The sequence below is a fragment of the Flavobacteriales bacterium genome (genome assembly GCA_021296215.1).
Classification (GTDB): Bacteria; Bacteroidota; Bacteroidia; order Flavobacteriales; family ECT2AJA-044; genus ECT2AJA-044.
Genome location: JAGWBA010000077.1, coordinates 1 through 11,779 on the forward strand (window position 1 = coordinate 1; position 11,779 = coordinate 11,779).

The 11,779-nt window shown below is 48.0% G+C and carries 13 protein-coding genes and 1 tRNA gene; 13 read left to right on the forward strand and 1 reads right to left on the reverse strand.

What is annotated here, in order from left to right; translation table 11 throughout:
• Positions 1 to 175: 175 nt before the first annotated feature.
• The 4 genes from J4F31_10680 to J4F31_10695 all read left to right on the forward strand — a co-directional run bounded on the left by J4F31_10680 (position 176) and on the right by J4F31_10695 (position 2,258).
• Positions 176 to 928 (forward strand): Bax inhibitor-1/YccA family protein, encoded by a 753-nt coding sequence (locus J4F31_10680; GenBank protein MCE2497023.1) that lies wholly within the window; start codon positions 176 to 178, stop codon positions 926 to 928.
• Positions 928 to 1,413, forward strand: coding sequence for a DUF456 domain-containing protein (locus J4F31_10685; protein MCE2497024.1), 486 nt, complete (start codon positions 928 to 930; stop codon positions 1,411 to 1,413). Before J4F31_10680 ends, J4F31_10685 begins: the two co-directional genes overlap by 1 nt.
• A 35-nt stretch (positions 1,414 to 1,448) precedes the next feature.
• The gene (locus tag J4F31_10690; GenBank protein ID MCE2497025.1) at positions 1,449 to 1,658 is read left to right on the forward strand and encodes a hypothetical protein; all 210 of its coding nucleotides are present in this window, start codon (positions 1,449 to 1,451) and stop codon (positions 1,656 to 1,658) included.
• Positions 1,659 to 1,787: 129 nt separating this feature from the next.
• The gene (locus J4F31_10695; protein MCE2497026.1) at positions 1,788 to 2,258 is read left to right on the forward strand and encodes a hypothetical protein; all 471 of its coding nucleotides are present in this window, start codon (positions 1,788 to 1,790) and stop codon (positions 2,256 to 2,258) included.
• A 209-nt stretch (positions 2,259 to 2,467) separates the two neighbouring features.
• Here J4F31_10695 and J4F31_10700 read toward each other — a convergent pair whose 3' ends face one another.
• On the reverse strand, positions 2,468 to 3,871 hold the full coding sequence (locus J4F31_10700) for an FAD-binding protein (GenBank protein ID MCE2497027.1): 1,404 nt from the start codon (positions 3,869 to 3,871) through the stop codon (positions 2,468 to 2,470).
• A 94-nt stretch (positions 3,872 to 3,965) separates the two neighbouring features.
• On the opposite strand from J4F31_10700, the gene J4F31_10705 reads away from it, so the two are divergent.
• From J4F31_10705 to J4F31_10745, 9 genes are all read left to right on the forward strand, one after another.
• Entirely contained in the window at positions 3,966 to 6,119 is a 2,154-nt protein-coding gene (locus J4F31_10705; GenBank protein ID MCE2497028.1) for a S9 family peptidase, read from the forward strand.
• 28 nt (positions 6,120 to 6,147) lie between these two features.
• Positions 6,148 to 7,629: a peptide MFS transporter gene (locus J4F31_10710; GenBank protein ID MCE2497029.1), complete on the forward strand. Its 1,482-nt coding sequence runs from the start codon at positions 6,148 to 6,150 to the stop codon at positions 7,627 to 7,629.
• A 67-nt stretch (positions 7,630 to 7,696) separates the two neighbouring features.
• Entirely contained in the window at positions 7,697 to 8,266 is a 570-nt protein-coding gene (locus tag J4F31_10715) for a thioredoxin family protein (protein MCE2497030.1), read from the forward strand.
• Between the two features lie 82 nt (positions 8,267 to 8,348).
• A complete protein-coding gene (locus J4F31_10720) occupies positions 8,349 to 8,609 on the forward strand; it encodes a winged helix-turn-helix transcriptional regulator (protein ID MCE2497031.1) in 261 nt (86 codons plus the stop codon).
• The gene (locus J4F31_10725; protein ID MCE2497032.1) at positions 8,606 to 9,265 is read left to right on the forward strand and encodes a DUF1648 domain-containing protein; all 660 of its coding nucleotides are present in this window, start codon (positions 8,606 to 8,608) and stop codon (positions 9,263 to 9,265) included. Before J4F31_10720 ends, J4F31_10725 begins: the two co-directional genes overlap by 4 nt.
• 48 nt (positions 9,266 to 9,313) lie before the next feature.
• Positions 9,314 to 10,741, forward strand: coding sequence for a T9SS type A sorting domain-containing protein (locus J4F31_10730; GenBank protein MCE2497033.1), 1,428 nt, complete (start codon positions 9,314 to 9,316; stop codon positions 10,739 to 10,741).
• Positions 10,738 to 11,313 (forward strand): hypothetical protein, encoded by a 576-nt coding sequence (locus tag J4F31_10735; protein ID MCE2497034.1) that lies wholly within the window; start codon positions 10,738 to 10,740, stop codon positions 11,311 to 11,313. The genes J4F31_10730 and J4F31_10735 overlap by 4 nt, the downstream gene beginning before the upstream one ends.
• Before the next feature lie 45 nt (positions 11,314 to 11,358).
• Positions 11,359 to 11,523: a hypothetical protein gene (locus J4F31_10740; protein ID MCE2497035.1), complete on the forward strand. Its 165-nt coding sequence runs from the start codon at positions 11,359 to 11,361 to the stop codon at positions 11,521 to 11,523.
• Between the two features lie 69 nt (positions 11,524 to 11,592).
• Positions 11,593 to 11,666, forward strand: a tRNA-His gene (locus J4F31_10745).
• The last annotated feature ends 113 nt before the right edge of the window (positions 11,667 to 11,779 follow it).

Here is an 11,779-nt window from a genome sequence, read left to right on the forward strand (position 1 = left end):
AATGTCCGCAGGGATTTATGTGACTATTTTGAAGATAGATTTTTAACCAATGACACACTTTAGTGAACACTCCCATCTAAAATTGGCTCCATCCAAACGAACAAGGCCAATGGCTTATGGCCTAAGAACTACCTTTAGGCTTCATTAAGAATTAAAAATTAAGAATTCAAAGAATATGGCATTGATCCAAAAATCATCGAACCCTGCAATGAATGAAAAGATCATTCAAGGGTTATACGCAGAAAAAGCGACCGTGGCGCATGAGCCTATGACCGTGGCCGGTGCGGTAAATAAAAGCTTCATACTACTGGCATTGGCACTTGCTTCAGCCGTAATTACCTGGACGCAAACATTGGGAACGGGTCAGGTAAATCCCATTTTAATGTGGGGAGGCGCTATCGGGGGATTCGTCGTAGCGCTGATCACGATCTTCAGACCTCAGTCCTCGAACATCACTGCTCCCATTTACGCCGTGCTCGAAGGACTGTTTTTGGGTGCTGTTTCGGCCATGTATGCGAGTTTATACGATGGAATCGTTTTGCAGGCGGTGGCCCTTACTTTCGGAACCTTTCTCACTTTACTGCTGGCCTACCGCAGCGGTTGGATCCGTGTTACGGATAAAATGCGTTGGGGTATCGTGGCAGCGACGGGTGGAATCTTCTTCATTTACATGCTGAGCTGGATCATGAGTCTATTCGGCTCTACGTTTTCGTTACCTCATAACAGCGGATGGGTAGGTATCGGCTTTAGTCTGCTCGTAGTGGTCGTTGCAGCTCTCAACCTGATCTTGGATTTCGACTTTATCGATAAAGCCGCAGAAGCTCGCGCACCAAAGTATATGGAGTGGTACTCTGCCTTCGGACTATTAGTTACCTTGGTTTGGTTGTACCTCGAATTCTTGCGACTACTCAGTAAACTGCGCGATTAATGGATTGGTTCCTAGCCATATTAGGAGGAATATTGATGCTGGTAGGCATATTGGGTGCGGTTTTGCCCGTACTACCCGGTCCGCCCATCAGCTTCGTAGGCCTTCTCCTATTGCACTGGACCTCTTGGGTGGAGTTCTCGACCACCTTTCTGGTTCTAATGGGGGCTATTGCCGCGATCGTCACCGCTCTCGATTACTTTGTCCCCGTTTGGGGCACGAAGAAATTCGGCGGCAGTAAATCGGGCCAACGCGGATCCATGATTGGGCTGATCGTGGGTGTTTTCTTTTTTCCTCCTATTGGCATTATCGTAGGACCCTTCCTCGGTGCCGTGATCGCCGAACTCATGATCAACGCCAATGACTTCAACAAAGCCCTGAAATCGGGTCTCGGTTCACTCATGGGATTCTTGCTCGGAACCGGACTCAAGCTCGGTGCTTGCCTGTTGATGACGGTATATTTCGTTCACGAGTTGGTTTTAAACTGACCGGAATCAGTAACTTTCCCTAAATACTTAAGGGAATGCTCGCTTACATTATCGTGATCGCCTTACTCATATTGGCCGCAGCGCTGATCCCAGGTCTACTATTTCATTCATCGTTTCGCGAATCTGTTCTCAGTAGCTCATCTGATAACGAAGCGCAAGCCGGTCAATTTAAAATAAAGGGACCCGCCTTCCTGATCATTTTTGGTATTGCTTTGGCAGGCTCACTGTTCTTGGGATATCAATAGCAGCAACACTCCTTTTCTGACCAGTATAACTTAAGCGCTCCCGACGATCGCGAATGGGTAGTTTTAGATCCCCACAAACTAAGCCCCACACCCTTAATCGTTAAAACAGGGGAAACTGTTGATACCATATTGAAAAATACCGCTCTCAAAATTGAGCTCGAAGTCGATAGTACAGGCCGGGTATACGTTGCAGAAACAGGCTCTGCTATCGGGCGTGTCGCAACCCGGTTAGATACGAGAAACGAACTGAAGCGCCTGGAGGTCATTGAATTCTTTGAATTGAGGTACGTCGTAGAACTCAATCCTTTCAAGGCAAAGAGACGAATAAGCATAGATTACAACTGGAACGAATACGAGAACTTACCTTTCACCTTCATCCCTGCTTGGAGCCCTGAACGGCAAATTCACATTCGGTTCGAAGGCGAGAATTTACCACCAGACCTCAAAGCCCCTCTTTCCTTGGAGAAATGGAATGTTGCTTTTCCGGCCGGAGACAGGCATTTTCTGGTTCGCCTATCCGAACATGTGATCAATACGGAAGTGGTGGGCGGAGTACCTCATTTGATCTTTGAAATCTTCGAGTACCGGTACTTACCCTAATAAAAAAAGCGGCCGCACATGGCGACCGCTCTTATTCTGGCGGCGCGGTCAGACTCCTCCGATTCGCGCGGAAATTCGAACCTATACTCCTAACGTTTCGCTTTCCTTATTAGCACCAGACAGAAACACTAAACATAAAAAGGCAGGTCAAACATAACGTTTTCCTGTACGTACATCAAGTCATTCGACATTAAAAATCACTCTTCCGGTCACGGAAATATCTTTCCGGGATTCAATATTGCATTCGGATCAAAGAGATCCTTTATGCTTTTCTGAAGCGCCAAATTGGCTTCGTCGAAAACAATGTCCATGTATTCCTTTTGTACTAGCCCAATACCGTGCTCGCCGCTGATGGTTCCTCCTAAACTAAAGCAAAGCATGAAGATCTCAGAGATAGCCAAAGGTATTTCCTGCTTCCATTGCTTCTCAGATAAATCACCTTTCAGAATGTTAACATGGAGGTTTCCATCTCCCGCATGACCGTAACATACGCTCTTGAATCCGTAGTGCTTGCCGACGTCCTTAACCCCTTTTAACAGCTTTGGCAACTCTGCTCGAGGCACCACCGTATCTTCTTCCTTATAAATGGAGTGCGCTTTTACGGCCTCTCCTATTTTTCGACGGATCATCCAAAGTCGGTCCTTTTCAGCGGCACTTTCTGCGAAGTGAATTTCTCCGGCCTCGAATTCACTCACCACGCTCACGATCTGCTCCAACTCCCCGAAAAGGACATCCGGGTCGTTGCCGTCAACTTCTATAAGCAAATGGGCTTCGTCGTCGGGGCCCAAAAGGTCCGGGGCATCATCAACCGTATTTAAGGTAAGCTGAATAGCATCGCGCTCCATGAATTCCATCGCGCTCGGAACCAGCCCCGCTCTAAATACGGCGCTCGCGGCTTCACACGCCTTTTCAGCCGACTTAAAATGCACCAAGATCAAACGATTCTCTCGCGGAAACGGACGGAGCTTCACCACTCCTTTGGTTATAACGCCAAGTGTTCCCTCACTTCCGGCGATCAGTTGAGTTAGGTTGTATCCCGTGGCATTCTTGAGCACATTGGCACCGGTCCAAATGACCTCCCCGCTGGGTAATACTACCTCCATATTCAAGAGATACTCGTTGGTAACCCCGTACTTCACAGCTTTGGGTCCACCCGCGTTCTCGGCCCAATTTCCGCCCAAACTACAACTCCCCTTACTGGCGGGGTCGGGCGGATAAAAAAGCCCTTTTTCCTGGACGGCTTCCTGAAACACCTGATTGATCACACCCGGCTCCGCGGTCGCCTGAAGATTTCGCTCATCGATCTCAATGATCCTGTTGAAGCGCTTCATACTGAGGCTTATACCTCGTTCTACGGGTAACGCCCCTCCGCTAAGGCCGGTTCCTGCGCCTCGCGGCGCGATGGGGATGCGGAGTGCATTGCACCACTTCAGTAAAAGGCTTACCTCTTCGGTATTCCCCGGAAAAACGACCACCTCAGGTGTATACTGTAGATCCTCAGTATAATCGCGGCCGTGTTCTTCGCGTGTTTCTTCGTCGGTTTTAACGTAATCGGCTCCCAGTAAATCCCTTAGCTCATTAATGCGTTCGGGCGTGATGGCGCTGTATGGCATAGAATATGTGTTACTCCCCAAAATTACTAAATTAGTCGGCCTTGAACTTCGGCCCGTAGGGCCATAGAATACTACTCAATTAGAAAAAGAAACTATGCGTAAATGGTTTGCAACAGTCGCTGTATTGACGTCGGTATGTGTTGGCGCACAAGAAATCACCATTGAAGACATCTGGAAAAAAGGGACCTTCAGCTGGGATGTGGTTTACGGCTTGAGGTCCATGAACGACGGTGAGCACTACACGGCACTCAAGTACGGATCGGAAGGTGTAATGGTGCTTCAGTACAGTAACGCATCAGGCGAGGTGGTCGATACCTTGGTAACCGACGCCCACATCGACGGAGCCTCGATACAGTCGTACAGCTTCAGCGACGACGAAAAGCAAATGATGATCGCCACCGAAGTAGAGGGCGTGTATCGATACAGCACGCGTGAAGTCAACTATATTTTTGATCGGGCCACCAAAGAATCGGCCCCGTTGAGCAACGGCAAACAAATGTTCGCCACTTTTAGTCCAAACGGAGCCAAGGTGGCGTTCGTACGTAATAACAACTTGTTTGTAAAGGATCTGGAGTCTTCGGAAGAAAAACAGATCACCTTCAACGGCGAATGGAACAAAGTGCTGAACGGCGGAACGGATTGGGTTTACGAAGAAGAGTTTGCCTTTGACAAGGCCTTCTTCTGGTCGCCCGACGGAAACAAGATCGCCTACTACCGCTTCGATGAGAGCGAGGTGCCTATGATGGATATGGACATGTTCAACGAACAGCTCTACCCGGAAAACTACACCTTTAAATATCCAAAAGCCGGCGAAGCGAACTCCAAAGTAGAGATCAAGATCTACGACCTTGCCAGCGGAAACATCGTCGATGCAGACCTCGGTCGAGCAGGCGATTTTTACGTACCGCGAATCAAGTGGACCAACAGCGAAGCAGCCCTCTGTGTAATGGTGATGAACCGCCTTCAGAACGAGTTGGAACTCCGCGTTGTGAATCCGACCGACGGAAGCTCCACTACCCTAATGACTGAAAAGGCCGAGGCCTACATCGAGATCTCGGATAACCTCACTTTCTTAAAGGACAACAGCTTCATTTGGACGAGCGAGCAGGATGGCTTCAACCACATTTACCACTACAAGGCGGACGGCTCTCTCAAGCGTCAGATCACTTCGGGTCAATGGGATGTAACTAATTTCTACGGCTATGACGATAAATCGGGCTACCTGTATTTCCAGAGCTCGATGTCCGAGCCCTACAACACCGAGGTGTGCCGAGTAAAATTGAACGGCAAAGGTTTGAAAGTCCTTAATCCTGCCGTAGGCAGCAATTCCGCCAATTTTAGTACTGGGAACAAATACTTCATTTTGACCCACAGTGATGCGAATTCGCCGGCAACGTATGGCTTGCACGAGGCCGATGGAAAGCACGTTCGCACCATCGTGGACAACAGCGAACTGCGCCGGACCCTCGATAGTTATGCGTTGGGAACCAAGGAGTTCTTCACATTCGAAACGAGTGAAGGTATCAGCCTCAACGGCTGGATGATGAAGCCTGCGGACTTCGACAGCTCCAAGGAATACCCTGTGCTGATGTACGTTTATGGCGGCCCGGGGTCCCAAACGGTTACGAACAGTTGGGGCGGTAGTAATCAGATGTGGTACCACATGCTAAACCAACAAGGGTATATCGTGGTAAGTATCGACAACCGCGGTACCGGACATCGGGGGCGCGACTTCAGGACCGTGACGTATCAGCAACTCGGAAAGTATGAGATCGCCGATCAGATCGAAGGGGCCAAGTACCTGGCCGGACTTGATTACGTGGATGGCGAACGCATCGGAATTTGGGGTTGGAGTTACGGTGGCTATATGGCCAGCTTGGGCGTTTCAAAAGGAGCGGATGTCTTTAAAATAGGCATCGCGGTGGCGCCCGTGACCAATTGGAGATACTACGACACCATATATACAGAGCGTTATATGCGCACGCCCCAAGAAAATGCCGAGGGCTACGACGACAACTCGCCCATCAACCACGTTGAAAAGATCAAGGGATCGTACTTGCTCGTACACGGTTCGGCCGACGACAACGTCCATTATCAGAATACCATGGAAATGATTCGCGCATTGGTTTCGGCCAACGTGCAATTCGAACTGTTCGTTTATCCTGACAAGAATCATGGCATATACGGGGGAGATACCCGTAATCATCTCTATACTAAAATGACCAACTTCATTTTGGAAAACCTCTAAGCTGAAAACCTAATCTAAAAGAAAGCTAATGTCTGATGTACAAGTAAAACAAGGTCACCCTAACGGATTGTGGATACTGTTTATGTCCGAGATGTGGGAGCGGTTCTGTTACTATGGAATGAGAGCCCTCTTGATCCTCTATCTGGTTAAGTCCCTGATGAAAGGCGATGCCGATGCTTCGCTGATCTACGGAGCTTACACGGCCTTGGTGTACGCCGCCCCTGTTTTGGGAGGTCGTATGGCCGATAAGTTCTTGGGATATCGATACGCCATTATTCTGGGAGCCATTTTGATGTCGATCGGAGAATTCCTGATCATCGTCGATGCCAGTGAATTTTGGTTGCTGGCCGGTATGGGCGGTATTATCATCGGAAACGGTTACTTCAAAGCCAATATCTCGACCATTGTAGGTAAGCTGTACGAAGATGGCGATCCACGGCGCGACTCGGGTTTTACGATCTTTTACATCGGTATCAATGTCGGAGCATTCTTAGCTACGACAGTGGTGGCCTATGTCGGCGAAACCTATGGTTTCCATTACGGATTTGGATTGGCCGGTATTGGTATGCTCCTGGGGGGGGTCATTTTCTGGAGCGGTCGCGAAAAGTACGGCCACGCACCGGGTGTTGATATCCCTGAAGCGGGACGCAAAAAGAGCATTGCCGGATTGAGCAATGTCGCTTTAATCACCATAGGATCGGTGGCGGCAATTCCCCTCTGCTTCTTCCTAATTTATCAGAACCAAATCATGGATTACCTTCTTTTGGCTCTATTTGCTTATGTGGCATACAACCTGATATCTACAGGAGCAAAGGACGGAAAAGTATGGCGTGATCGAATGATCGCTCTCGTTATCTTCATGTTGATCAACATCACGTTTTGGGCTTGTTTTGAGCAAGCCGGAACCTCACTTACCCTCTATGCCGACCGTAACGTCGACCGTATGGTCTTTGGATGGCTCATGCCGGCTTCGATGACTCAGTTCTTCAATCCCTTCTTCATTGTCACCTTCGGATCCATCTTCTCGGTAATGTGGATCAAGCTATCTGAAATAGGGCGAAACCCGAGTATTCCGCTAAAATTTGCCTTCGGTACCCTTCAGTTGGGAGCCGGATTCTTGGTCACCTTGGTCGCCGTGAATTTTGCAGAGGATTATAAAGTACCCCTGTTGACCTTGGTACTCCTTTACATGTTGCACACCACGGGTGAACTCTTCGTGTCTCCTATTGGCTTGTCCATGGTAACTAAACTAGCGCCAAAGAATATCGCCGGAACGGCCATGGGCGGTTGGTTCCTCAGCTTTGCGATCGCGAACTTCGTAGCGGGTAAGATCGCGGCAATGACAGGTATCGAAGAAGGTGGAAGCGGTGGCGAAGTCGCCGACTTGGGAGCTCAGTTGGAACAATACACGAGTATATTCGGAAACATCGGATATGTCTTGGTAGGGTTCGCCATATTGATTATCCTTCTGCGTAAACCGCTCAATAAATTGATGCACGGAGTAGTTTAACTTTTGTCTGTTTGATTACAGTTCGTGAATCAGACGATTCCGATATTTGCGTAAAATAGAATCACATATGAAGAAGTATATCCTAGCACTCACCTTTTTAATGGTCGCATCCTTCACTTTCAGCGCCTTAACGCCCAAGGAAGAGAAGATCAATTGGGTCTCGGTTGAAGAAGCCGTTGCGCTTTCCAAGAAGAAACCCAAGAAAATCATGATCGATGTGTATACGAATTGGTGTGGTCCGTGTAAGCGTATGGCTAGTACGACCTTCGTTCATCCATTCATCGTGACTTATGTGAACGAAAACTACTACGCCGTAAAGTTCAACGCCGAAGGAAACGACACCGTTGAATTCAAAGGCAACGTATACGTGAACAAGCAATTTAATCCGGCCAACGTAAGTCGTCGCAACGGAACACACGATTTTACGCGTGCTATTGCGCCCGTTAACGGTCGTATCGCCTACCCTACCATCGTGTACATGGACGAAGAGCTGAACTACCTTACCGGAGTTCAAGGGGCGTACGGCGCCAAGGATATTGAGCCTATCCTGAAATGGTTCGCTACGGATACCTATAAGGAGAATCCCGACTTCAATTCATACAAGGCTAACTTCGTTTCCGAGATACCGGAAGATTGATATAATTGGCATTACCCCTCTTCGGAGGGGTTTGCTTTGAATTTATTATTAGATAATTATCTAATTTTCTTAACTTCGAAATATGCAATCTATTTTCAAAGCACTTAACGATCCTACACGGCGACAGATCCTCGACATGTTGAAGGAAAGAGACTTGAGCGCCGGCGAAATAGCTGAGGCTTTCGATATGACAAAACCCAGTATTTCACATCACCTCGATCTACTAAAACGAGCTAAACTCGTTTATCAGGAGAAGAAGGGACAGTACGTCTTTTACTCCTTGAACACTACCGTTATGGACGAAATTCTACAGTGGCTAATTCAATTGACCCAAAAACAATGAAACGAACTAACCTCTATTTCGAACTGATTATGCTCGCGATTATCGCGTTCCCAATTGCCTTTGCAGTATACCAATTCCCAAATCTTCCCGATACCATCGTAACGCACTACAACTTAAAGGGAGGAGCGGACGGATTCGCCGAAAAGAATTTTGCCTACTACCTCATATTACCCGGTATCAACCTAATGCTCAACCTCTTCATGTTTGCTGTCCCCGGAATGATCCCCGATGAACAAAAAGCACCATCAACGCTGCGAATTTTACAGGCCACTCGTTTTGCAACCGCTATTCTACTCAGTGGAATCGCGGTTTTCATGGTCACCTCAGCAGCTCCTCACGACGCTCCTAACATAGAGCGCTGGATCGGAGGCGGATTATTCTTACTCATGCTCCTGCCGGGCAACTACATGAAGGAGATCAAGCCAAACGATTTCGCCGGAGTCCGAAATTCCTATACCCTCGAAGACCCCGGCGTCCGGAAACGAACACACCGTCGCGCCTCATACCTCTTCTTCTATACCGGCTGGGTAGGCATTACAGCCGCGTTTGTGATCGATATCCCTTATTTCCTATTCATCTCCATCGCCGCCTTGATCATTCTGTGCATCGCTTCGTGGCAAATTTCCAGGATCGAACATCAAAAAAAGCACGGCTAAAGCTGATTTCGCAGGTATTTACTACATTCCCGTACCTAATTTTACACGATGAAAAAGATCATTTACACCCTTCTCCTTTCTGTTTTTATTTCTGCGGCCTATGGCCAGACGCTCGTATCCGCGACTCAAATAGCTCAATACACGGCGGCCAACATTTCGAGCCAAGTCGGAATTTCGGTACCGTACGGTGTTACGGCCTACAAGATACTATACACCACCCTAGGATCAGATGGCGTTACGGACACCGCTTCGGGATTGCTCTGTATTCCGGATGATCCAAGTTTGTCGTATCCTTTGCTGAATTACAACCATGGAACCACCAACAGTAAACAAGATGTGCCTTCAAATCTTCAAGGTGGAACGTACTTGTCACTGGCCTTTTCGAGCCAAGGATATATCGTTGCGGCTCCCGACTATTTAGGAATGGGAGAATCTCGCGGATTTCACCCCTATGTACATGCTCAAACACAAGGACAGGCTTCTGTAGATCTCTTATTTGCAAGTCGTACTTACCTGAACAACAACGGTATTCCTTTCGAGAATCAACTCTTTATAAGCGGTTATTCGCAAGGAGGACACGCAGGTATGGCCACCCAGAAGCTCATAGAGAATCAATACATGAATGATTTCAACTTAACGGCCTGTGGACATATGTCGGGCCCCTACTCCATTTCAAAGGTCATGAAGGAGGTTGTTTTAGCCGATGTCGACTATGGAACAGTTGCCTTTATTCCGTACGTCATCATGGGCTATCAAGAGGTATACGGGAATCTGTATAATTCATTGGACGAGATCTTCAAAGCTCCCTACGCCACTCTGGCTCAACAATTTTATAATGGCACTATCAATTTGACCAACTTGAATATTCAACTTCTGACGCAACTGTCGATAAACGCGGGAAACAACTACCCGCACGAATTATTTCAAGATTCTATTGTAACAGCCATTGAAAATGATCCTGCTCATTGCTTAAATGTTGCCCTGGCTGACAATGATGTTTGGAATTTTAACGCAACGGTCCCAACTCGGATGTACTACTGCGACGCCGATGAACAAGTGAGCTACATAAATGCCCTTTTTGCCGACAGCGCAATGAATGCCAATGGAGCCGCGGATGTTGAGGCCGTCCAAGTAGACCCCAACCAAAGTCATGGAGGTTGTGCACCGCTGGCCACTTTCGGAGCTATTCTGTTCTTTGATCAGTACGCTACCATTGGGCTTGAGGAATCTGCCACGCTTAAAAACGTCAACGTATGGCCAAACCCGAGTTCCGATGAAGTGCACATACAGTCTCAGCAATTCGCCGAAATGCAGATCCGCGTGTTCGACCAGGCAGGTAGATTACTATTTGATAAAGTTTTCTTACCTTCTTCCTCAGAAACCATCTCGGTGAGCCATTGGCCTTCAGGACTTTACCTACTCTCTATTGAGCAATCGGGCAAAGTCAGAAACCAGCGTCTCATCATTGAACGATGAAAAAGACGGCCCTATGCCTATTAACGACTATTCTGATAGGCCAAGCTGCTCTTGGCCAAATCAATTTCAAGTTGACTTGGCAACGAGAGGCGACTATTGCTTCTGCAAATCTTATTATTCTAGCGACCGGACTCCCTCAATATCAGGAAGTACAGCCATATGAATGGTACCTAGTATTTGATTTGCCAGCTCCTGAGCTGTACACCATCGATCGTGGCGCAATTGATAATTGGAATCCGCAGATGGCCAAGAACAGCGACTATGTGCTCGGTGGGTTACTAATACTTCCTTTTGCGTCGCTGGCTAGCGAAGAGTTTCGGGACCAAGGTGGAACCTACTTATTCATGTACGGTGAAGTATTAGTGTCTACGGCCTTAGTCACAACTGCTATCAAAGGCTGGACCGAGCGGGCACGGCCATATGTGTACAATAATGAAGTACCCTTGGATGATCGGATCGCCCGCGACGCCATGCGCTCCTTCGTCAATAACCATACGGCTCTAGCCTTCGGAGCGGCGAGTTTTATGAGCACAACGTATATGGACCTGCATCCCGATGATCCGTTAAGATAGGTAGTCTTAGCGGGAACTTTTGGTGCTGCAGGTGCCGTGGGCTACATGCGAGTAGAGAGCGGACAGCACTTTCCGACCGATGTGATCGCCGGTGCAGCCCTAGGAACTGCTATTGGATGGGCCCTTTCCGCCTTACATCGCGAAGCCCGCTATCGAGGAATACGCCGGAATGCCGGGTGGAACCAATTTAGGCTCGTTTGGGATTTTTAAGGTCATTTTTTACACCGGGCTAACTGTCGAATCTCTCCTAATTTTATATATTTACCGTCCTGAAAAATGGTGGCTATAGCTCAGTCGGTTAGAGCGCTGGATTGTGGTTCCAGAGGTCATGGGTTCGAACCCCATTAGCCACCCTAGAAGTGAAGCCGTCTCGATTTTAACTTGAGCCGGCTTTTTCATTTATGAGTTGAGAAGTGGTTGATTTTACTAATTTCTGTGAAGATTTTTTTTGAGCAAATCAGTCTAT